General features: G+C 62.5%; 12 protein-coding genes and 1 pseudogene. 7 read left to right on the top strand and 6 right to left on the bottom strand.

Features of this window, described 5'->3' with window-relative positions; all coding sequences use genetic code 11:
• Positions 1-144: 144 nt before the first annotated feature.
• The 3 genes from APT63_04440 to APT63_04450 are packed head-to-tail and all read left to right on the top strand — an operon-like array spanning position 145 to position 3,009.
• A complete protein-coding gene (locus tag APT63_04440) occupies positions 145-1,617 on the top strand; it encodes a glucose-6-phosphate dehydrogenase (GenBank protein AMA47791.1) in 1,473 nt (490 codons plus the stop codon).
• Positions 1,604-2,317, top strand: coding sequence for a 6-phosphogluconolactonase (locus tag APT63_04445; GenBank protein ID AMA44925.1), 714 nt, complete (start codon positions 1,604-1,606; stop codon positions 2,315-2,317). The genes APT63_04440 and APT63_04445 overlap by 14 nt, the downstream gene beginning before the upstream one ends.
• 17 nt (positions 2,318-2,334) lie before the next feature.
• Positions 2,335-3,009: a keto-deoxy-phosphogluconate aldolase gene (locus tag APT63_04450; protein AMA44926.1), complete on the top strand. Its 675-nt coding sequence runs from the start codon at positions 2,335-2,337 to the stop codon at positions 3,007-3,009.
• Positions 3,010-3,123: 114 nt separating this feature from the next.
• Here the strand turns inward: APT63_04450 and APT63_04455 are convergent, their stop codons facing one another.
• The 3 genes from APT63_04455 to APT63_04465 form a co-directional block, all read right to left on the bottom strand.
• A complete protein-coding gene (locus APT63_04455) occupies positions 3,124-4,797 on the bottom strand; it encodes a 2-isopropylmalate synthase (GenBank protein ID AMA44927.1) in 1,674 nt (557 codons plus the stop codon).
• Positions 4,798-5,315: 518 nt separating this feature from the next.
• Positions 5,316-6,143: a peptidase M23 gene (locus APT63_04460; GenBank protein AMA44928.1), complete on the bottom strand. Its 828-nt coding sequence runs from the start codon at positions 6,141-6,143 to the stop codon at positions 5,316-5,318.
• A 3-nt stretch (positions 6,144-6,146) separates the two neighbouring features.
• Positions 6,147-7,526, bottom strand: coding sequence for an exodeoxyribonuclease VII large subunit (locus APT63_04465; GenBank protein ID AMA44929.1), 1,380 nt, complete (start codon positions 7,524-7,526; stop codon positions 6,147-6,149).
• A 143-nt stretch (positions 7,527-7,669) separates the two neighbouring features.
• Between APT63_04465 and APT63_04470 the strand changes: the two genes are divergently transcribed.
• The 4 genes from APT63_04470 to guaA all read left to right on the top strand — a co-directional run bounded on the left by APT63_04470 (position 7,670) and on the right by guaA (position 12,516).
• Entirely contained in the window at positions 7,670-8,434 is a 765-nt protein-coding gene (locus APT63_04470; GenBank protein ID AMA44930.1) for an N-acetylmuramoyl-L-alanine amidase, read from the top strand.
• A gap of 135 nt (positions 8,435-8,569) precedes the next feature.
• Positions 8,570-9,118: a sugar ABC transporter ATPase gene (locus tag APT63_04475; protein AMA44931.1), complete on the top strand. Its 549-nt coding sequence runs from the start codon at positions 8,570-8,572 to the stop codon at positions 9,116-9,118.
• Between the two features lie 157 nt (positions 9,119-9,275).
• Entirely contained in the window at positions 9,276-10,745 is a 1,470-nt protein-coding gene (locus APT63_04480; GenBank protein AMA44932.1) for an IMP dehydrogenase, read from the top strand.
• Between the two features lie 193 nt (positions 10,746-10,938).
• On the top strand, positions 10,939-12,516 hold the full coding sequence (guaA, locus tag APT63_04485; GenBank protein AMA44933.1) for a GMP synthase: 1,578 nt from the start codon (positions 10,939-10,941) through the stop codon (positions 12,514-12,516).
• Between the two features lie 1,902 nt (positions 12,517-14,418).
• Here guaA and APT63_04490 read toward each other — a convergent pair.
• The 3 genes and pseudogenes from APT63_04490 to APT63_04500 form a co-directional block, all read right to left on the bottom strand.
• Positions 14,419-18,195 (bottom strand): annotated as a pseudogene (locus APT63_04490) (hypothetical protein).
• Between the two features lie 610 nt (positions 18,196-18,805).
• Positions 18,806-20,803: a chemotaxis protein gene (locus tag APT63_04495; GenBank protein AMA44934.1), complete on the bottom strand. Its 1,998-nt coding sequence runs from the start codon at positions 20,801-20,803 to the stop codon at positions 18,806-18,808.
• A gap of 126 nt (positions 20,804-20,929) precedes the next feature.
• Complete coding sequence (locus APT63_04500; protein AMA44935.1) at positions 20,930-22,951, bottom strand: chemotaxis protein; 2,022 nt, start codon at positions 22,949-22,951, stop codon at positions 20,930-20,932.
• Positions 22,952-22,953 lie beyond the last annotated feature (2 nt).

Here is a 22,953-nt window from a genome sequence, read left to right on the forward strand (position 1 = left end):
GTCTATCGTACTTGCAGCCGTCATGCGTGCACCACCTGTACACACGCGGCGCTCGAAAATGTTGTGTTTATTACTACATATTCCCTTGAAAAAAAGCCAATGAACCGGTATTCCTAGGGTCAATTTATGAAAGAACCCAACATCATGCCTGCGATCAACGTAGAACCTTGTACCTTCGGCCTGTTCGGCGCCCTTGGCGATCTGGCGCTGCGCAAGCTGTTCCCGGCGTTGTACCAGCTTGATCGGGCAGGCCTGCTGCACCCGGATACCCGGTTGCTGGCCCTGGCACGCGAGGCGGGCAGCGACGACGCGCACCTGGCGTCGATCGAAAGTCACCTGCGCCGCTACCTGCCTGCCACCGATGTGGACGAGACCGCCGTGCAGGGCTTCATGGCCCGCATCACCTACCTGCACCTGGATTTTCTCGAGCGCGAGGGCTACCGGCGCCTGGCCGACACGGTCACGCCCGAGCAACCCCTGATCGCCTACTTCGCCACCGCCGCCGCCGTATACGGCGCTATCTGCGAGCACCTTGACGGGGTCGGCCTCGCCGAGCGCACCCGCGTGGTCCTGGAAAAGCCCATCGGCCATGACCTGGAGTCGTCGCGCCGGGTGAACGATGCCGTGGCCCGGTACTTCCCGGAGAACCGCGTCTACCGCATCGACCATTACCTGGGCAAGGAGACCGTGCAGAACCTCATTGCCCTGCGCTTTGCCAACAGCCTGTTCGAGACCCAGTGGAACCAGAACTCCATCTCCCACGTGGAAATCACCGTGGCGGAGAAAGTCGGCATCGAAGGCCGCTGGGGCTATTTCGACAAGGCCGGGCAACTGCGCGACATGATCCAGAACCACCTGCTGCAGCTGCTGTGCCTGATCGCCATGGACCCGCCGGGCGATCTCTCGGCCGACAGCATCCGTGACGAGAAGGTCAAGGTGCTCAAGGCCCTGGCGCCGATCACCGGCGAGGGGCTGGGCAGCCGCGTGGTACGTGGGCAGTACATCGCCGGACACAGCGACGGCCAGCCCGTGCCGGGATACCTGGACGAGGACAATGCCAACAGCCAGAGCGACACCGAAACCTTCGTCGCCCTGCGCGCCGACATCCGCAACTGGCGCTGGTCAGGGGTGCCGTTCTATTTGCGCACCGGCAAGCGCATGCCGCAAAAGCTGTCGCAGATCGTCATTCACTTCAAGGAACCGACGCACTACATCTTCGCCCCGGAGCAGCGCCTGCAGATCGGCAACAAGCTGGTCATTCGCCTGCAACCGGACGAGGGCATTTCCTTGCGGGTGATGACCAAGGAGCAGGGCCTGGACAAAGGCATGCACCTGCGCAGCGACCTGCTGCAGCTGCACTTCTCCGACACCTGGCGCCGCAGTGCCCGCATTCCCGATGCCTACGAACGGTTGTTGCTGGAAGTGATGCGCGGCAACCAGAACCTGTTCGTGCGCAAGGACGAGATCGAGCACGCCTGGACATGGTGTGACCAGCTGATCGCCGGCTGGCAGCAGGCGGGCGACACACCCCGGCCCTATGCGGCCGGTTCCTGGGGGCCGATGAGTGCGGTCGCCCTGATTACACGCGATGGGAGGTCATGGTATGGCGATATCTGAACTGCAACTGCCGGCCAACGTGCAGGCACATACGTTCACCGAGGCCAGCGCCCTGGCCACCGGCCTGGCCCAGGACGTGGCCGAGCGGCTGCGTCAGGCCATCGAAGCCAAGGGGCAGGCGACCGTGGTGCTGTCCGGCGGTCGCAGCCCGGTACCGTTTCTCGAGGTCTTGTCCGGTCAGTCGCTGGACTGGTCCAAGGTGGTGGTGAGCCTGGCCGACGAGCGTTGGGTGCCGGTGGAACACGCCGACAGCAATGCCGGGCTGCTGCGCCGGCATCTGCTCAAGGGGGAGGCGGCCAAGGCACGCTTCGTGGGCCTGTACCGGGCGGCTGACACCCTGGACGCCGCTGCCGAGGCGGCCGACCGCGCCCTGGTCGATCTGCCGCCGATCGATGTACTGGTCCTTGGCATGGGCGACGACGGTCATACCGCTTCGCTGTTCCCGGCCAGCCCGCAGGTACGCGCCGGGCTGCAGCGCACCGGTGAGCACCGCTGCCTGCCGATGCTTGCGCCCAGTGTCCCCCACCAACGCTTGAGCATGACCCGCGCGCTGCTGGCCACTGCCGCCTTCACGGCCTTGTCCGTGCAAGGGCAGGGCAAGCTCGCGACCCTGCGCGAGGCACTGGCCGGCGACGATGCCGTGTCGATGCCCATCCGCGCGTTTCTTCAGGACCCGTTGCATCTGTACTGGTGCCCATGAGCCAAGGATCCCCAGCCATGCCCACGCTTGAACGTCCCCAGCCTCTGCTGACCATGCCCGAAAAGATGGCGCGCATCGACGCCCTGTGCGAGCGTGCCCGCATCTTGCCGGTCATCACCATCGCCCGCGAACAGGACATCCTGCCGCTGGCCGACGCCCTGGCCGAGGGCGGCATTCGTACGCTCGAAGTGACCTTGCGCTCAGAACATGGCCTCAAGGCCATCGAAGTGCTGCGCGAGCAGCGGCCCGAGCTGTGCGTGGGTGCTGGCACCGTGCTCGATTGCAAAATGTTCGCTGCCGTGCAGGCGGCCGGCGCGCAGTTCGTGGTGACCCCCGGCATCACGCCGGACCTGCTCAAGGCCGGGGTCGAGGGCGATATTCCGCTGCTGCCCGGTATCAGCACGCCTTCGGAGATCATGGCGGGCTATGCACTGGGCTACCGTCGCTTCAAGCTGTTCCCGGCCGAAATCTCCGGTGGCGTCGCCGCCATCAAGGCCTTCGCCGGCCCCTTCGGCGACATTCGCTTCTGCCCCACGGGCGGCGTGAATGCCAGCAATGCACGCCATTACATGGCCCTGCCCAACGTCATGTGCGTGGGCGGCACCTGGATGCTCGACAGCAGCTGGATCAAGAACGGTGACTGGGGTCGCATCACCGAGTGCAGTGCCGAGGCGATGGCCCTGTTCGACTGAGGGTACGGGGTCGAGCGCTCGATCTGCAGGGCGCTTACGGAATCCCACGCGTTCGAGCAGCCAGAAACGGAAAAGCCCGCATCCAGGATGCGGGCTTTTTCATGGGGCGATGACTCAGGCCGCCTTGGCCTGCTGCTGGCTCAGCGAGCGGTTCAATGCGCTGAACAGCGCCTTGAAGCTGGCGGTGGTGATGTTCTCGTCGATGCCCACACCGTGCACCGGACGCCCACCCGCTACGCGCAGTTCGATGTAGGCGGCGGCCTTGGCGTGGGTGCCCGCGCCAATGGCGTGCTCGTTGTAGTCCATGATCTCGACGGCCACCGGCAAACCGGCGACCAGGGCCTCCAGGGCGCCATTGCCCTTGCCGGACCATTTCAGGGTGGTTTCGCCTTCACCTGCGACGTCCACTTCCACGGCGCTGTGGCCGTTCTCTTCCCGCAGGCGGTGGCTGACCAGCGCGTAGGGCGTGTTGGCTTGCAGGTATTCCTTCTGCAGCAGGCTGTAGATCTGCTGGGCCGTCATTTCCAGGCCCAGACGGTCGGTTTCGCCCTGCACCACCTGGCTGAATTCGATCTGCATGCGGCGCGGCAGGCTGATGCCGTATTCCTGCTCGAGCAGGTAGGTGATGCCGCCTTTGCCGGACTGGCTGTTGACGCGGATCACCGCCTCGTAGCTGCGACCGATGTCGGCCGGGTCGATCGGCAGGTAAGGCACTTCCCAGCGCTCGCCGTCCTGCTGCTTGCTCATGCCTTTGCGGATGGCGTCCTGGTGCGAGCCGGAGAAGGCGGTGTGGACCAGGTCGCCCACGTAAGGATGGCGTGGGTGAACGGGCAACTGGTTGCACTCCTCGACGACCTTGCGCACGCCGTCGATGTCCGAGAAGTCCAGTTGTGGGTCGATGCCCTGGGTGTAGAGGTTCAGGGCCAGGGTCACCAGGTCGACGTTGCCGGTGCGCTCGCCGTTGCCGAACAGGCAGCCTTCGGCACGGTCGGCACCGGCCATCAGGCCCAGTTCGGTGGCGGCGATGCCGGTGCCGCGGTCGTTGTGGGTGTGCAGGCTGATGATCACGCTGTCGCGGCGGTTGACGTTGCGGCAGAACCATTCGATCTGGTCGGCGTAGACGTTGGGCGTCGCCACTTCGACGGTGGCCGGCAGGTTCAGGATGATTTTGTGCTCGGGCGTCGGGTTCCACACCTCGATCACCGCGTCGCAGACTTCCTTGGCGAACTCCAGTTCGGTGGCGCTGAAGGTCTCTGGCGAGTACTGGAACGTCCAGCGGGTCTCGGGTTGCTGCGCGGCGTACTTGACGAACAGCTTGGCAGCGTTGACCGCGATCTCCTTGACGCCTTGCTTGTCCTGGTTGAAGACTATGCGGCGGAAGGACGGGCAGGTGGCGTTGTACAGGTGCACGATGGCCTGCTTGGCGCCGCGCAGGGATTCGAAGGTCCGCGCGATCAGGTCTTCACGGGCCTGGGTGAGTACCTGGATGGTGGTGTCGTCCGGGATGTGCCCGTCTTCGATCAGCGTGCGCACGAAGTCGAAGTCGGTCTGCGAGGCGGAGGGGAAAGAGGCTTCGATTTCCTTCACGCCCACTTGCACCAGGGTCTGCCAGAAACGCAGCTTCTTCGCCGAGTCCATCGGTTCGATCAACGACTGGTTGCCATCACGCAGGTCGGAACTGCACCAGATCGGTGCCTGGGTGATGGTCTTCGACGGCCAGGTGCGATCGGGCAGGTCGATGGTCGGGAACGCGTGGTACTTGCGAGAAGGGTCTTTGAGCATGGACATGGTGCAATCCTTTAATGAGCGGCCGTGATCGGGCCTGCCAGACGATAACCGGTCGAAAGCGAGGTAACGCGGCTCAACCCGATAGTCGTGCGCTGACCAGGGAAAGGCTGCGATGCTGGCGGAGCAGGATGAGGGTGAGTGGAGTAATCATGCATCCAACCCTAACCACAGGCGCAGGGAATGGCAAGCATCGCAAGAAAATTGATAGGAATGGCCTGAAAGCCTTCATGGGGCCAAGTTGTCAGGCTTGTTTGTTAGGAAATTGTAATTTTTATTGCGCAAAGATTTTCGTGCCCGAAGTCATGCTGGCTGGCGGCTCAGGATTCGCTGATTCGTCAGGCTACCGTGTTGTGGGAGCGGGCTTGCCCGCGATGGCGTCAGTCGCCTCGCCATGGCTTCCTGCAAGGGCCGCTTGGCCGGCATCGGGTCTGTAGAGCCTGTGAAGTCAACGACTTCCCTTCGGCAGGCCCTCGAACGCTTTCACACCACCGCCAGTCCTTTTCGCGACATTCGAGACCTCAGGGCTGGAACGCCCCGATGAAGATCGCCGGGTCCACCCGTGCATCGTTCAGGCTCACGTTCCAGTGCATGTGCGGCCCCGTGGCGCGCCCCGTCGAGCCGACCCGGCCGACTACCTCGCCGCGACGCAGGTCCTGGCCTTTCTTCACGTCGATGCGCGACAGATGGCAGAACATGCTGATGAACCCCTGGCCGTGATCGACGAACACCGTCTGGCCGTTGAAGAAGTAATCACCGATAAGAATCACCTTGCCATTGGCCGGTGTCTTGATCGGCGTGCCCGCCGGCACCGCGAAATCCAGACCGGCATGGGGGTTGCGCTCTTCGCCATTGAAGAAACGGCGTACGCCGAACTTGCTCGACAAGGGGCCGTTGACCGGCTTGTCCAGCAGCAGGTTGCTCGGCAGGACCGGGCTGAAGCTGCGGTAGGCGGTGGTCTGCTCGGCCAGCTCGCGCTCGATCCGCTTGAGGTCGTTGGGCTCCGGGTTGACCTGGCGCTTGTTCTTCAGGGTGATGTGCTGTTCGGGGTACTTCTTGTTACCGACCGTGAACGGCAGGCTGCGCGAGCCTTGCGTCACCACCGCCTGACCCGGCTTGCGGGTCAGGGGGATGCCGACGATTGCCAGCCAGGTCTCCTGCTCCTTCACCACCAGCACGGGTTTGCCCTCAAAGCGCGCGCTGGGCGCCTGTGCCGAAGGGCCCAGGTCGACCACCGCCACGCCGCCCGGCACCGGCTTGTTCAGCTGGCGGGTGATGTAGCTGGCCTGGGCACAGGTGCCGACCAACAGCAGGATAAGGGCGAGCAGGGGGGCGATGAGCCTTGGCATGGGTCAGTCCAGAAGGGAGAGGGTGACGGGCGTCTGGTGGTTGTCTTCGACGCGCACCTTCAATTCGCCATCGTTCAGGCGAGCGGTCAGGCGCTGGCCGGTGTGGGTGTCGGCAGCGCTGCGGATGGCATGGCCCTTTTCATCGAGCAGGATGCTGTAACCGCGCGCGAGGGTCGCCAGCGGGCTGACCACCTGCAGGGTCTGCACCTGGGACTGGAGCCGCTGGCGGCGGTCCTTGAGCAGGTCGCGCATGGCCCGCGGCAGGCGCTCGGCCAGGGCGTCCAGGCGGTGGCCAAGCAAGGTCAGCGTGCGCCCCGGATGCTGCGCGCCCAGGCGTGCCTGCAGCCGCTCCAGGTGTTGCTGGTGCTGGCGCATGTGCAGCGTGAAGGCCCGGCGCAGGCGCATGTCCAGGTCATCCAGGCGCTGGGCCTGCTGGCGCAGACGCTCGCCCGGATGGCGCAGGCGCCGTGACAGGCCCTCCAGCCGCAGGCGATCGTGGGCCAGACGGTTACGCATGCGCATCAGCAGGCGTCGCTCCAGGCTCTCGAGGGTCTGGCGCAGCCCGCTGCTGTCGGGGGCCAGCAGTTCGGCCGCCGCCGACGGGGTCGGTGCGCGCACATCGGCCACGAAGTCACTGATCGAGACATCCGTCTCATGGCCCACGGCGCTGACGATGGGCGTGGTACAGGCGGCGATGGCGCGGGCGACGACCTCTTCGTTGAAGCACCAGAGGTCTTCCAGCGAACCGCCGCCACGGGCCAGGATCAGGGCATCGAAGCCCTGCACATCGGCTCGCTGCAGCGCCTTGACGATCTGGCCGATGGCCTCGCGGCCCTGGACCGCCGTGGGAATCAGGTTCAGCTCGACCTGCGGAGCGCGCCGACCGAACACGCTGATGATGTCGCGGATCACGGCGCCGGTGGGGGAGGTGATGATACCGATGCGCCGTGGGTGGGCAGGCAGGGGACGTTTGCGCTCGACGCTGAACAGCCCTTCGGCCCCCAGCTTGTCCTTCAAGGCTTCGAAGGCCAGGCGCAGGGCCCCATCGCCGGCGGGCTCGAGCGTATCGACGATCAGTTGGTAGTCGCCACGGCCCTCGAACAACGAGACCTTGCCGCGCACGCGTACCGCCAGGCCGTCACGCAGCGCCTGGCGCACCCGTGCGGCGTTCTGCCGGAACAGCGCACAGCGTACCTGAGCACCGCTGTCCTTGAGCGTGAAATAAAGATGCCCCGAGGCAGGCCGGGCAAGGTTGGAGATCTCGCCCTCCACCCAGACGGCACGGAACACATCCTCGAGCAGCACGCGTGCGCGGCCGTTGAGCTGGCTGACGGTGAGGACCTCGCGGTCCAGGCCGAGTCGTTCGAAAGGGTCTCTGATCATGCAGGCATCATAAAGGACAAGCCGGTCGGATGCACCGGCAGGGTGTCGTCGGGAAGCGTCTTACCGTACACGGCGAAATCGGCGGCTTATCCATTCGCAGGCAGGGTTCTAGCCTGGGTGCTTACAGTCCCTGGGAGGTGCCCATGTACGAGATCGATTCCACCACTTATCGCTCGACGGCCTTCAACCGACGCGTGCGGTTTCTGGTCTTCCATTACACTGCGCTCAACTTCAACGGCTCGATCAATGCCCTGGTCAAGGGCAACGCCGTCAGTGCGCACTATCTGCTGCCGACCCCCGACGACCCTACCTACCAGCGCGCAGGCTTCGATCAGGTGCGCATCTTCAACCTGGTCGACGAGCAGGAGCGGGCGTGGCACGCGGGCGTCAGCACATGGGCCGGGCGCAGCAACCTGAATGACACGGCGATCGGCATCGAACTGGTCAACGAAGCCTCGGTGAGCGATGGCCAGTTCACCTTCCCGGCCTATCACCCCGAGCAGATCGACGCGCTGATCCAGTTGAGCCAGGACATTCTGCGGCGGTATCCGGACATCACGCCGACGCACGTGATCGGCCATAGCGATATTGCCGTCGGCCGCAAGAGCGACCCGGGCGCGGCGTTCCCCTGGCAACGTCTGCACCAGGCGGGTATCGGGGCCTGGTACGAGGACGCCCGCAAGGCGCACTTTCTCGACCAGTTCACGCGCGCCCTGCCTTCCGACAGGGAGGTCCAGGCCCACTTGCGCACCTATGGCTATGACGTTCCGGCGCAACCAAATGCCAGTCAGATGCGTTCGCTGCTCCGGGCCTTCCAGCTGCACTTCCGCCCTGGCGACTATCGGGGCGTGCTGGATGCCGAGACGGCAGCGATTCTCTATGCGCTGGTAGAGCGCTACAAGACCTGAGCGTCAGAAGCTGCAGGCTGGACTGCAGGGTACAGGCAGGTAAGGTGAACCGGGCCGTGCGCTGCGCGGTCGCTATCTCGGTCTCCGGGCAGGCGCTAGAATGAGGCCACCCTTGCAGTCCAGGTTCACCCGCCCATGAGCACCCAACGCATCATCGTCCCCAAGCTGTCCACCCTGCCGTTTCACGAAGCCCGCGCCCGGGCCATCCTGCGCTGGCTGGTGCGGGAGAAGGTGGTGGAAGAAGCCTTGACCACCTGCGGTCGCACCGGCAACCGCATGGGCCATGCCCTGGCGGAGGGCGCTCGCACGTTCGCCCTGCACCCCGACAAGCTGCCGTTCGGCGAGCAGGCCAACGGTCTGGAGGTCGTGCTCAAGCGCTGCATCTATACCCCCACCGATGGGTTTCTCGAAGAGGCCGGCTGCCCGGAGTGCCGTCGCGAAGTCGGCGAGCCGCTGTTCGACAGCCTGGACGAATGGATGCCCGGGGTGAGCGACAACTTCACCTGCCCCCTGTGCGGCTTCGAAGACGACATCAATGGCTTTCTGTTCCTGCAGCCGTGTGCGTTCTCCAACCTGGGCTTCATCTTCAACGGCTGGGGCGAGGCCGGGTTCACCCAGGCCTTCGTCGACAGCTTCGCCGACTGGCTCGACCAGCCGGTGGCGGTGGTGAGCGTGGGACGGTAGAGGGGGGGAGGGGCTATCGGTGCAGTCGATCCACACGCGCAGGGATTGACATAAAAAGTCAGCCTTGCGCCCCACCACTCGGCATTTCGCGTTGAGCAAAGGCCCCGGCATGAGTATAATGGCGCGCTTCCATTTTTCCCGCCCGGGAGCATCCGCGATGCTGCGTATCAGCCAAGAAGCACTGACCTTCGACGACATTCTCCTTGTACCTGGCTACTCCGAGGTACTGCCCAACGAGGTCAGTCTCAAGACCCGCCTGACCCGCGGGATCGAGCTGAACATCCCCCTGGTCTCCGCCGCCATGGATACCGTGACCGAAGCCCGCCTGGCCATCGCCATGGCCCAGGAAGGCGGCATCGGGATCATCCACAAGAACATGACCATCGAACAGCAGGCCAGCGAAGTGCGCAAGGTCAAGAAGTTCGAGGCTGGCGTGGTCACCGACCCGATCACCATCGACGCCGACGCCACCGTGCGCGACCTCTTCGAACTGACCCGCCTGAACAACATCTCCGGCGTGCCGGTGCTGGAAAACGGCGACCTGGTCGGCATCGTCACCTCCCGTGACGTGCGCTTCGAGAGCCGCCTGGACGTCACCGTACGCGAAGTGATGACGCCCAAGGATCGCCTGGTCACCGTGCGTGAAGGCGCCAATAAGGAAGAAGTCCGCGAGCTGCTGCACAAGCACCGTCTGGAAAAGGTCCTGATCGTCGATGCCGCCTTCAACCTCAAGGGCATGATGACCGTCACCGACATCGAGAAGGCCAAGGCCTACCCGCTGGCCAGCAAGGACGACCAAGGCCGTCTGCGCGTCGGTGCCGCGGTCGGCACCGGCAAGGACACCGGTGAGCGCGTCGCTGCCCTGGTCGCCGCTGGCGTCGACGTGGTGGTGGTGGACACCGCCCACGGTCACTCCAAGGGCGTGATCGACCGCGTGCGCTGGGTCAAGGAAACCTACCCGCAGGTGCAGGTGATCGGCGGCAACATCGCTACCGGTGCCGCTGCCAAGGCCCTGGTCGAGGCAGGCGCCGATGCCGTCAAGGTCGGTATCGGCCCAGGCTCGATCTGCACCACCCGCATCGTCGCCGGTGTCGGCGTGCCGCAGATCAGCGCCATCGCCAATGTCGCCGAAGCGCTGGAAGGCACGGGCGTTCCGCTGATTGCCGACGGTGGTATCCGCTTCTCCGGTGACCTGTCCAAGGCCATCGTGGCCGGCGCTTCGTGCGTGATGATGGGTTCGATGTTCGCCGGTACCGAAGAATCGCCAGGCGAGATCGAACTGTTCCAGGGCCGTTCCTACAAGGCCTACCGTGGCATGGGCTCGCTCGGCGCGATGGCCCAGTCGCAAGGCTCCTCGGACCGTTACTTCCAGGACTCCTCGGCCGGCGCCGAGAAGCTGGTCCCTGAAGGTATCGAAGGCCGTGTCGCCTACAAGGGTGCCCTGGCGGCGATCATCCACCAGCTGATGGGCGGCCTGCGTTCGTCCATGGGCTACACCGGCAGCGCCAACATCGACGAGATGCGTACCCGTCCGGAGTTCGTGCGCATCACCGGTGCCGGCATGGCCGAGTCGCACGTCCACGACGTGCAGATCACCAAGGAAGCGCCGAACTACCGCGTAGGCTGACGGCCCGCTTCGAGCGGCGCGCCGTAAGCGGTAAGCCCCAAGAGAAGGTATGGCGGTGAGTGCGCATTGCGCAGTCACCGCGCTTGCACAGCAGCTTGCAGCCAGCCGCTCACCGCGTGCAACTGCTCTTCCTGTTTCCCCGATCAACTTGCGGCCCGTGGCTCGACGCCCCGGCTGCACCAGAGAGTTCCCCATGGCCCTCGACATCCACGCCCACCGCATCCTGATCCTGGATTTCGGTTCCCAGTACACCCAACTGATCGCCCGCCGCGTGCGCGAGATCGGTGTCTACTGCGAACTGCACCCGTTCGACATGTCCGACGAGGCGATCCGCGAATTCAACCCGCGCGGCATCATCCTCGCCGGCGGCCCCGAGTCGGTCCACGAAGCCAACAGCCCGCGCGCGCCGCAGGCCGTGTTCGACCTCAACGTCCCGCTGCTGGGCATCTGCTACGGCATGCAGACCATGTCCGAACAGCTGGGCGGCAAGGTCGAAGGTTCCGAGCTGCGTGAGTTCGGCTACGCCCGTGTCGACGTGGTCGGCAAGAGCCGCCTGCTCGACGGCATCGAAGACCACATCGACGCCGACGGCGTGCTGGGCCTCGACGTCTGGATGAGCCACGGCGACAAGGTCACCCAGCTGCCGGCCGACTTCCACGTCCTGGCCAGCACCCCGAGCTGCCCGATCGCCGGCATGTTCGACGATGCCCGTGGCTACTACGGCGTGCAGTTCCACCCGGAAGTGACCCACACCAAGCAAGGCGGTCGCATCCTGTCCCGTTTCATCCAGGACATCTGCGGCTGCGAAGCCCTGTGGACCCCGTCCAACATCGTCGAAGACGCCATCGCCCAGGTGCGTGAGCAAGTCGGTTCGGCCAACGTTCTGCTCGGCCTGTCCGGCGGTGTCGACTCCTCCGTGGTCGCCGCACTGCTGCACCGCGCCATCGGCGACCAGCTGACCTGCGTATTTGTCGACAACGGCCTGCTGCGCCTGCACGAAGGCGACCAGGTCATGGCCATGTTCAAGGAGAACATGGGCGTCAAGGTGATCCGCGCCGACGCCGAGGCCCAGTTCCTCGACAACCTGGCCGGCGAAGCCGACCCGGAGAAGAAGCGCAAGATCATCGGCCGCACCTTCATCGACATCTTCGATGCCGAAGCCAGCAAGCTCGAGAACATCCAGTTCCTGGCCCAGGGCACCATCTACCCCGACGTGATCGAGTCGGCCGGCGCCAAGAGCGGCAAGGCCCACGTGATCAAGTCCCACCACAACGTCGGCGGCCTGCCCGAGGAAATGAACCTCAAGCTGGTCGAACCCCTGCGTGAACTGTTCAAGGACGAGGTGCGCAAGATCGGCCTGGAACTGGGCCTGCCGTACGACATGGTCTACCGCCACCCGTTCCCGGGCCCAGGCCTGGGCGTGCGCATCCTGGGTGAAGTGAAGAAGGAATACGCCGACATCCTGCGTCGCGCCGACCACATCTTCATCGAAGAACTGCGCAAGGCCGACTGGTACCACAAGACCAGCCAGGCGTTCGTGGTGTTCCAGCCGGTGCGTTCGGTCGGCGTCGTCGGCGACGGCCGCCGCTACGCCTGGGTCGTAGCTCTGCGTGCGGTAGAGACCGTGGACTTCATGACGGCCCGTTGGGCACACCTGCCGTACGAGCTGCTGGAAACGGTCAGCGGGCGCATCATCAACGAGATCGAAGGGATCTCGCGGGTGACCTACGACGTGTCGAGCAAGCCGCCGGCGACGATTGAGTGGGAGTGATTCTGCTCTGTTAGCGTGATCAAGAAGCCCGCATCGTTGCGGGCTTCTTGCATTGTGCGTCTGGCATTTCCGGCAGAGCAAGCAGCCTGCGTAGCATGGGGTCGACTAAGCGCTTATCCATGGCGTGATGAATGAGATTGTCATGCTAAAAACGAAGTGCTGAGCGGTAGTGTTCTGGCCTTGCCAAATTGACTGCACTATCGTATTTTGCTGTCATTGAATGCATTTTTTGAGGTGTGACTATGGCAATCTTGACGGTAAGAAATGTACCTGATGAGGTGCACCGCGCCATTCGCGTTCGGGCCGCTCAGCATGGCCGTAGCGCAGAAGCAGAGATTCGGGAAATCTTGGCCAATGCGGTGAAGCCTGATCAGCGTTTGCGTCTTGGTGATGCATTGGCAGAGCTGGGTAAGAAAGTAGGCCTGACCCATGAAGATTTTGCAGTGCTTGATCAAGTGCGCGACACCGCACCAGCAGAACCTATGAGGTTTGAATGATCGTCCTGGACACCAATGTCGTATCTGAGGCGATGAAGCCAATACCAGACCCAAAAGTCCGGGATTGGTTGAATGAACAAGCCGCAGACACGCTTTATCTTTCCAGCGTGAGCATTGCTGAGTTGACGTTCGGAATTGCCGCACTGCCAGCAGGCAAGCGTAAACATATGCTGGACAACGCCTTTGAAGGTCTCCTGGGGTTGTTCAAAGGGCGAGTGCTGAACTTCGATACACAGGCTGCACGTTGCTATGCAGGGTTGGCTGTAACTGCCAGAGCCCGTGGAAGAGGATTCCCAACGCCGGATGGTTATATTGCAGCGATTGCTGCATCACGTGGGTTTATCGTGGCCTCACGTGATACTGCTCCTTATGAGGCAGCAGGTGTCACAGTCATAAATCCATGGGAAGGCAGCTGAACATTATTAACTGACACCGTCATTTAGGATTTGTACGAAAAGCCATTGTGGCCAAAATTGATGCCATGGCTGGTAGGAACCCAGATGGCAAGGCGTTACGAACTCTTTAATGCATAGTGGATACTGATTAAAGACTTAGTTTTTCAGAGCAGAAATGGGCAGTCCTTGCAACGATGATCGCTTGGTTTTACACGGAATTCTGCGAATTCTAAGCTCTGCCGCTCTGTGGCGTGATCTGCCTGAATGCTTTGGGCCTTGGTCGACGCCGCATCAGCGCTTTCATGACTGGTGCGACGACGGCACACTTGAGCGAGTGCTGGAGAGTCCGCACATCTGGCTGAACCGGGAAGGAATGATCAACTCGGACACCTGGATTAACGACTCTACCGCAGTACGAGCAACGTGAGCCTCTTCAGGCGTCGAAATAAAAGGGGCCTGAAGAACCGTTAGATCATGCTTCGGGACGTAGTCGAGGCGGTCTGACCACCAAGATTCATATGGTTTGCAATGCCAATGGCGTGCCACTGCATTTCAGGCTTTCATCAAGACAAGCCTGTGATGTCTCCCATGCTCAGCCGTTGCAGGCAATTGCAAGAATTGCTGGCAAGCCAGGGCAACCGTATAAATGCAGCTGGTGATTAGTGGCTGACAAGAGATACGATGCCGAAAACCTGCCTCGGCACTACGACTGCTGCTGGATGCAACCGGTGATCCGGTTGCATACCATGGCGCGCAAACCTCGGTCTGGTTTGCTCCGATTTTTGGCCGGCCAAGTGCCGCCAGCGGAACATTATTGAGTGGATGTTTGGCTGGCTGAAAGAGAATCGTCGGATCGTCACGCGCTTGGACAAGCTCGCAAAAAGCTACGCTGCTATGGCTTCACGGGCTTGTACCACGCGGTGTTTGCGACATTTTTTTCGTACAGAACCTACGATTCCGCGAAGACCGCGATCGGCATCAGAGCCGCGCTGGGGTGCGCGGATCAGTGGCTATTCGAAACTCTGCTCGCCTTCCTGATCGCGCTTGCTCTCATGTTCGATCCAGCGTTCGAGTTCGGGCAGCATGTCGGTGACCCATTGCCGAACCTCGCTTTCAGCATTTTCATACAGCGTGGTAATAGCCGCACGACGCCGAACCAGGATACCGGCTAGCGAGCCGCTCCAGCTGCGCGGATACAGCCGCGACCAGATGTCACCGAGGAACGCCCGCTTGTCTGGCGCGTGGTCCAAAATCTCCAAGAAAAGTGTGTAGACACTATTTTCCTCTTCGCCCTGCCGCCGCTTGAACATGGGGATGCTTTTGCCAAGCAGCGGATAGCGCCGATTCGGATCAATATTCGCCCACTGAACAAGGGTCTCGGCGCTGACATCTTCCACCGGCGTGCCAGACCCGAAGTCCTCCTCAAACAGTCCCTGATTTCTAGGCCTAAGTTCGGGGAGCAGGAATTCATCGAGTGCAATCAAGGGATGGGTCTCGAAGAGCGCCTTCAAGACATAACCAAGATCGTAGGACGATAGATAGACGGTCTCTAGTCCAGTCCGGATACGAGCGCAGATTTCCCGCAATGTCGCCTCTCCATCGGGTCCGGGGCAGCAGATCCTAATAACGGTATGCAGCCCAAAATCGCGCATCGACTGCTTCTTTCTGAAGTCAGCGCGCAGTAGCAGCTCACGGCCAACAGCGATCAAGGATGGCGCACATTGGCGGCCTTCTTTCCGATCGCAGTAGAAATGCATGTGTAGCAAATCAAGCGCGATCTCGACGCCGTCGGCCAAATTGCTAATGTCGATGAGTAGCAGGCCAAGTGCGTCGGGTGGAGACTCCCCGACACTGCCATTGGCGATGCTTTGAAAATTCCACGCCGAAAGGACGCCAATTTTGATCGCACGCCGAAGCCGCGCTATGCCTTGAGTATCGATAGCAACACACGCCTGAAGATACGGCAGACTTCCTGCAAGATCGGGATTCTGGATCACATTCTCTAGCGTAGCGTTGGCAAAGGTCGGAGTCTTGGCGTGCGCGCCATGGATGAACCCGCCCAGCACCGTCGGATTCCGATTGTCCGCCTTGGCTACAGAGAACAAATCCAACAGTTCACACCACATCGCGTCAAGATCGGCGGCACCATCTGAGAGACCAATGCCGCATTCATAGGCGCGCTGCGGATTTTGTTCGACGAGCAATTCGGCGATGAAGGCAACTCGCGTCTCCGGGGTGTTCGCGAGTGCGGTGCCGATTTCTTTCGCCTGCTGGGAAGCGCGTTCATACGGTTTCATGAGGTCGCTGTCATCAGCGTCGCCGTCAACCATATCCCAACCGTAACTGCTGCGCCCCAGTACGACTGCACGGGCCTGATGAAGAAGATCGGTGGGTTTCAAGCGTTCGATGAGTGCAACGAGACGGGTACGCACCTCATCCGGCATCTTGTCGCCCTCGAAGCGCAGCGCTTTGCGAAAGCCAATCCACCCCTCGATCCAAGGTCGCTCGGAAGAAAAATGGATCGCTGCCTGCTCGAGCGCATCGTGGCAGGCCCCGAAGTGCCACAGCGTTCTTACGCTGTGAGCAAGGTAGTCCCTGACGTTTTCGATGATTGGCGATAGCTCGACCGCCAGGTCGACCGCGCCGTTGTACCAGGCCCAGATGTCACCATAGGTCGGCGGGTGCCAGCCATAGTCCCGTGGCCGGGCGCCGAAGTCGAAGTCGCTGGATGAACTGAAATGGTGCGCCTTCAGCAGCGCACCGAGTGCGACGCCGGCGCAGCGTGCCAAAGCCGGATCACCCGATTGCGCGAATCGGCGTATGAGCGCTCGCCGCTGATCTGGTAAAGCCTTGGTGCCGGACAGGTGCAGGTGATACAGCTCGGCGAACATGTCCGAAGCCGAGTTGTTGTGGTGGTCGGGCGATTCAGCGGAAAGGAACCGCGCAAGCAGGGTTGCCGCGCGGTCGAACAGCGGCGGATCGTAAGCGAGGAGCTTGATCAACCGTATCCATTGCCACCGGTTGCTCGACTGCGGATCGATGATCTTGCCGCCATCTGGGCCGGCAATATCACGCTCGATCCTCGCGAGCACGGCATCGGGTGCAACCGGGGCGATGTTGGCGATGATCTGAAGGCCGTTTTTTCCCAGTGTCGTAAGATCGCCGAGTGGCCCGTCGGCACTGAGCCAACGCTCGACCGCGGCCCGCGCCTCGGCGCTGTCGTGCAGATAGCCGAGGCGGCGCGAAAGGGACTTCTGCATCCGCGTTGTAAGCGACGCGCAGAAGCGATCGAAATCGGCCGGCGGCATGCGTTCAAGGGCGAACCCGGCGAGCGGGTTGGCGATCGCATGCGGCAGGATAGCGCGCCACCGTCCCCGCAACTGCGCGACTCCCCGCTGTCGAAGCGTATTCAGCGCCTCATATATCCTTGCTACGGGAACACCGCGAATAGCGGCGACCCGCGCAAGCTCACCACCTTCCGAGGTATCCTCGCCATCGATCGAATAAAGCAGGGCAAGGTCCTCGGCAGCGGAAAGCAGATCCCGATCAGGATCGTTGCGCTGATGAAAAATCCGCCCGAAGAGGTCGCGGCTCTTGAGCTTTCCCAGGGTCTCGCCTTTTCCGAGCGTGTCGGCGAGAGCGCGCGCCACGCGGAAGTTGCCGTCGCTGAACTCTGATATGGTTCGCCTGTCGACCTGCGTCACATTGGGGGAGGTCTTTTCCAGCCACAGTTCTACCATTTCGGACGATGCTGATTGTAAGCGAAAGACCTCGGTACGCTCGGGTTCGTCGTCGCGAACATCATATTCGACAGTTAAGAGACTGACTTGGCTTCCCGCTTCCGAACAGATGTGTGCCAATTCGCTGTGCGTCGCCGGGTTACAGTTGTCGACGATCAGGATCGCACGGTGCCGTGCGATCACCAGCTGGCGCGCCATGTCCCGTGCGGTCGGGTCAGTCTCCGCCGAATAGTCGGTATAAACGGCGAGCCCCGGATCGAGCGGCACCTCGCCCACACCATCCTCGAACAGTGCCTGCACGAGACGAGTCTTTCCGAGACCGGACAAGCCGATCAACCGGATACATTGGCGAGCTTTGGTCAGAGAGGCGCGAAGCCGGGCGATACCCTCGCCGATGGTGAGTTGCTCGCGGTCGCTCGTTCGCTCATCGGTTAGGCAGGCCTTATCGTTGAAGAGATAGGATGTCTCCTTGCTCACGCCGACGCCGCACCAATCGCCGATGCTGCTCCAGCCCTACATACCGATGCCGAGCCGCGTGCGGACCCAGGCGGCAATTCCGGGATGGTGATTGACCCATGTCGCCAGCCGGTTGCGATCATAGAAGTCGCTATGCAACTGCCCGGACTCAGGCAGATCGTCGAGTTGCGCCCGGATCGCATCGCGACGATCGCTCAGCGGCTTGTCTGCTACTGACCCTTGCGCGCTGACGATGATGTAGGCGCCAGAGCGAGCGGCGAGTTCGGCGATGACCGGCCGTAGTACGCCGCCAGGACGCATCTCATCACGGATTGCGCTCGCCGGCATGTCGGGCTTTTTCACTTGAAACCCTGTGTGCTGGCGCGGCACGAAATCCGGGATCAGCAGTGCGGACGGGCACTCGATCCGGACGTCAAGTCCGCCATCGGCCGCATCCTGATTGCCGCCAGCCGTTACCGACGAACTGGGGCAGCCCTGCGCCCGCAATTCTGCCATAGCGAGACGTGCGACGAGTGTCCGCAGATCAGCATCATTGAGGTCGGCGACTTGTGCGCCAGTAATTTCGAACATCGCCCCAACCCCCTTTTATCAAATATTAGATAGCATGCGGGAGAACGAAGAGCAGTCAAGCGATAGTTGGTCCGCCACGAAGGCGACGGAACTGCCAGTGATCCCGTCGCCACGCATGATGCCGGCGACTGGCTTGTCGAGCTGACGCTCCAGCGCCGTTTGCCACGGCACGAGCGTGAACTCGCGCGATCCGTCGAAGATGCTGTTGGGCCGCCATCCGCGTGATTTATGCTAGGTGCGGAGCATCTGAAACCTCTCGAGATGCTTAAGCGCCGTGCTTTCCAGTCCGTTCTTGAAGAAAAAGCCCGGACCTTTAGTTCGAAATGAGTTCGAAGTATCGTATCAATCATGGCATTTTTGGTTGATTGATTTATATCATATTGATAAATATGGATTTTATATGGCTATAAATAATCGAGTGGGAGTAATTCTGTAGCGTGAAAAAAACCGGCTTCTGCCGGTTTTTTTCTATCTGTAGAGAGCAAAAGGATGCCTTCTGGCTCATCTCCGTACGTCCTGCTAACGATGCCTGCTTCGTGAGAGGCGAGGGCGTAGGCAGACCAGCACCAGCCCCAAGAAACTAATGCCCACCCACCTCTCAAAAACCTACTCAGCCCCCCCGACTCAACCCCCCCAAACGCGCCGAAATCGACTGCATCCCCCTACCCAGCTCCCGAAGAGTACTCGCATCCCGCGCCCCTTCCTCACTGGCCGCATGGATACGCACCGCCAGCTCATTGATTTCCTGCGTCACATGACTCTGCTCCTGGGCCGCGACGGCGATCTGTTGAGCGCGCTGAACAATGTCATCGAAACTGCCCACCGTAGTACCCAAGGTAGCGGACACGCCCACAGCCTGTTGCACCGACTCGCGGGTGCGCTGGGCGCCGTTCTGCATGGTCGTGACGGCCGCATTCGACGCCTGCCGCAGCTGAGTGATCATCTCCTGGATCTCGTTGGCAGACGTCTGGGTACGGCCTGCCAGTGTCCGCACCTCATCGGCCACCACCGCAAACCCCCGGCCTTGTTCACCGGCCCGTGCAGCCTCGATGGCCGCGTTGAGCGCCAACAGGTTCGTCTGTTGGGAGATCGACTTGATGACCTCCAGCACGCTGCCGACGCGCTCGATGTCTTCCCCCAGCTGAGTGATCGCGGTGGCCGCGCCCGAGATGTCGGTCGCCAGGCTTTCGATGGATTCACCGTTGCGGTTGACCTGGTGCTGACTCTTCTGCGCCTCTGCCAGCGAGCTGCGCGCCGTGTCCGAGCAGTCCGTGGTATTGCGTGCGACCTCATGGGCGCTGGCCGACATTTCGGTGATGGCGGTGGCGAGCAGGGTGTTGTCCTGGCGTTGTGCTTCTGCCCGTTCCGCCAGGCCGTTGGACAGTTGCGCCAGCTCGTTGGCCTGGGTTTCCAGGGACACCGACTCATCGGCAATCTGTCGCAGCATGGTCCGCAAGGAGCCGGCGTAATGGTTAACGGCGCGGCGCAGCGCACCCAGTTCATCCGACCGCTGAATCTCCAGCTCAGCACCAGCTTGACCGCCTTGGCCGAGCCGTTCGATTTGCGTGGTGGTTTCCTCGATCTGGGTGAGCAGTCGTTTGCCCGCCAGCCAGGCGAGCCCCAGCAGAATGCCCAGCAGCGGCAGGAGGAACAGCAGGATCTGCCCGGTCAGTGTGTTCGCCAGTCCGACCACGCGAGCCTCGGGCGTGACCAGCCCGATGCGCCAGCCGGTGCCTTCCATGGTGGCCAACGTGACGTAGGCCGGCCCCTCCAGGCGCGCGTCGTGTTCGAGATACAGCGTCGTCGTGCCGGCGCGCTGGCTCGACAGGCTGTCGGTGACTGGCTTCAACCACGGTTGTTCCTGGCTCAACCCGGCCAGGGTCGGCAGGCCCTTGGTGCTCTTGGCATCGGGGAAGAACAGCAGATTGCCTGACGTGTCGACCGCGAACGCGTAGCCGCCGGTGACCGTGCCGTTGGCCTTGAGAAAGGCTGCCAGGCCGTCCAGCTTGAGGTCGATCGTGGCGACACCGGCAAACGTGCCCTGTGCCTGATAGGGCACGCTACACGTCGTCATCGCCACACTACTGACCGGGTCCTGGTAGGCATCTGACCAGACGCAACGTCCCTGGGGCGCGGATTTGGCGCCGGTGTACCAGGACTCGGCCTGATACGACGGGGTTTGCGCGGCGTTGTACTCGTCCGAATAGTCCAGCCCATTGCTGGCGTTGCGCGCCCAGAAAAAGCTGCGGCGCTCGGTGCCGGCCGTAAAGCGGTTGGGTTCTGGCCACACCCCGCCGCCTGCGATGGCGGCATCGCCCTGGCTGTCGATCACGTTGGGCAGCGTGGCCTTGAACAGGGCTTCTTCGTGGGGCAGGGTCTCGGCCAGGTGCGCCATCGCCGCCGTGGTGCCTTCGATACGGTTCACTTGCATGGCCAGCTGACGGGTGATCGCATTGGCCGATTGTTCCGCAGCCTCGGTGCCTGCAGCGACCAACTGCGGCTTGCCGCCCAGGGTCATGACGGCGTAGATCGCCAAGGCAGTCAGCACCAGCAGCGTCAGGATACCCAGTGTCATGCGCCCTGAAATGCGGTCGGGAAGTAGCGGCATGCTGAAACTCCACAAAAATTGAGGTCGGCTGTAGTGGGTAACGGCAGTCGGGCGCGATAGTTGAGGCGCTACCTGAGGGTTTGCGTGATCAAGTGACGGTCGATCGAGAAAACACCGCCAAAGACGTCACGCATGGGTCAACCCGGTCAACGTGTCCGCAATGGTCTTGGTCCGCTGCGCCGTGCCCTCGGTCGCCCGACTCGACGCTTCCAGCGTGTCCAGCATCTCCCGCAGCGCACCTACCCCGGTGGACTGATCCTCGATCTGCTGGGCCACCCGCTGGATCTCTCCCGACAGCACCTCGATGTCCGCGCCAATGTCCGCCGCGTTCTTGCGTGTGATTTCCGCCAGCTTGCGCACCTCGTCCGCCACCACCGCGAAGCCCCGGCCCAGGTCGCCCGCGCGTGCAGCCTCGATGGCCGCGTTCAGCGCCAGCAGGTTGGTCTGCCCGGCGATCTGCTGGATCACCTGCACGATCGACTGGATCCGCAAGCTCGACCCTGCCAGCGCACGCGCACCTTCCACCGCGGTCTCTGCCTGGCTGGACAGCCCTTCGACCGTGGTCCCGGCCTGGACGGACACCGTGTTCTGCTGGCCAATGGTGCCCACCAGTTCGTCCATCGAGGCATGCAGTTCACCGGAGTACTGCTTGAGCTGCGACGCGATGTCTTCCTGTTGGCGCTCGGCCTGGGCCAGCACCTGGCCCAGGTCGGTCAGGCCTTCGAAGACGGGCAGGATCGTGCGGTCCAGGCCACGGGTATTGAAGGTGTCGGTGAAGTCGTTGTTCTTGAACGCGGCAATCTGCTTGACCACCACATGGTTCAAGCCCGCCAGCTTCTTCACCTGGCGCCGCAGGAAGAAGGCTTTGAACTCGCCGTAATGGGCGATGAAGTTGTCTACATACTCGGCCGTGAAGCTCGCCCCCTTGGCCATCCGAAAGAAGAAGATCGCCGTCAGCGTCTGGTTCAGGTTCAGGCCCAGGATTTCCCCGAAGGTCGAAAACCCTGCCAGCGGCACGTCACCGAACACACCGGTCATGTTGCCCAGCTCGGCGCCGTTGTTCAGCCGGCGCAGGATGCAGTCGTTCAGGATGCCCGCCACCGGCTGGCCGCCCTTGCCACGCAGGAACTGCTCATAGTCCAGGCGCGTCGCTTCCCGCAACGGTGTACGCCGCACCATCACCAGCTCTTCGCCCGGCGCCACGTCGCAGAACAGCTGCACGATCTGCTGTTCGTAGTCGATTCGCGCGATGGAGCGTACGAACAGCTCATTGCCCACCCGAATCGCGAATGAATAATCCGCCAGCTTCGATTCCAGCGCCTGTGGCGCGCAGGCGAACGCGTCGCACAGCGCCTGCACCATGCTCTTGATGTTGCCGCTGCTGTCGATCACCTGATCGATCGTGCGGTCCTCCACCGAGGCCGTCAGCACACTGAACGTCAGGTTTTCTGCCTTGAAGTTCTGGCTCTTGAACACGTCGAACCGCACGTTCGCCGCCGTCTTCAGGAACACGATCTGCACGTGGTTCTGATAGCTGCGCTGGCCGTCATGGATCAGCGTCTTCTGGAAGTCCGACTTGCCCCCGGCCGACCCGCCCACGAACAGACACGGAAAGCGCCCGGACTCGTACAGCGCCTCCATGAAGAACGACTCCGACGCCGACAACCCGTCGAACACCACGTACGCCAGCGTATCGCGGTGATCGATCGAGGTGCGCACCTGCGCTCGCTTGATATTGGCCACCAGCTTGGCGATCCGCTCCTGCATCCCCAGCCGCGGGCCCCCACCGCGAATGTCCTCGCACTCGAGCGGCACCATCACCACCTCGGCCGAGGCGATCACACTGTCGTCGAATAGCTGCAGCACGATCCGGTCCCAGCGCTCGCCCGTGGCGCAATACAGCGAGGTGGGCGCATTGCAGAGTTCGCCGGAGGTCGTGCACAGGCTGATGCTGGCGTGGGGGAACCGGCGCTTGAGCTTGGCGGCGATGGCATCGATGTCCAGGTGCGGCGAGATGAAGCCGGTGATCAGCAGCGGGGTGATGCGCAGGGCATCGAGCGCCGCGTCCAGGTCGTTGGCAGTGCTGGTGAGCGTGGCGGTGCCTGGGCGCGATGGCCGGGTTTTTTTCAGGAAGGCGAGTGGGTTCATGA

The sequence above is a fragment of the Pseudomonas monteilii genome, from assembly GCA_001534745.1.
GTDB classification, from domain to species: Bacteria; Pseudomonadota; Gammaproteobacteria; order Pseudomonadales; family Pseudomonadaceae; genus Aquipseudomonas; species Aquipseudomonas alabamensis.

Bases quoted from the DNA above. Each gene is read 5' to 3' on its own strand.
- APT63_04480 (AMA44932.1), top strand. From the start codon at position 9,276: ATGCTGCGTATCAGCCAAGAAGCACTGACCTTCGACGACATTCTCCTT.
- APT63_04475 (AMA44931.1), top strand. From the start codon at position 8,570: ATGAGCACCCAACGCATCATCGTCCCCAAGCTGTCCACCCTGCCGTTT.
- APT63_04445 (AMA44925.1), top strand. From the start codon at position 1,604: ATGGCGATATCTGAACTGCAACTGCCGGCCAACGTGCAGGCACATACG.
- APT63_04440 (AMA47791.1), top strand. From the start codon at position 145: ATGCCTGCGATCAACGTAGAACCTTGTACCTTCGGCCTGTTCGGCGCC.
- guaA (AMA44933.1), top strand. From the start codon at position 10,939: ATGGCCCTCGACATCCACGCCCACCGCATCCTGATCCTGGATTTCGGT.
- APT63_04455 (AMA44927.1), bottom strand. From the start codon at position 4,797: ATGTCCATGCTCAAAGACCCTTCTCGCAAGTACCACGCGTTCCCGACC.
- APT63_04500 (AMA44935.1), bottom strand. From the start codon at position 22,951: ATGAACCCACTCGCCTTCCTGAAAAAAACCCGGCCATCGCGCCCAGGC.
- APT63_04495 (AMA44934.1), bottom strand. From the start codon at position 20,803: ATGCCGCTACTTCCCGACCGCATTTCAGGGCGCATGACACTGGGTATC.
- APT63_04460 (AMA44928.1), bottom strand. From the start codon at position 6,143: ATGCCAAGGCTCATCGCCCCCCTGCTCGCCCTTATCCTGCTGTTGGTC.
- APT63_04450 (AMA44926.1), top strand. From the start codon at position 2,335: ATGCCCACGCTTGAACGTCCCCAGCCTCTGCTGACCATGCCCGAAAAG.
- APT63_04470 (AMA44930.1), top strand. From the start codon at position 7,670: ATGTACGAGATCGATTCCACCACTTATCGCTCGACGGCCTTCAACCGA.
- APT63_04465 (AMA44929.1), bottom strand. From the start codon at position 7,526: ATGATCAGAGACCCTTTCGAACGACTCGGCCTGGACCGCGAGGTCCTC.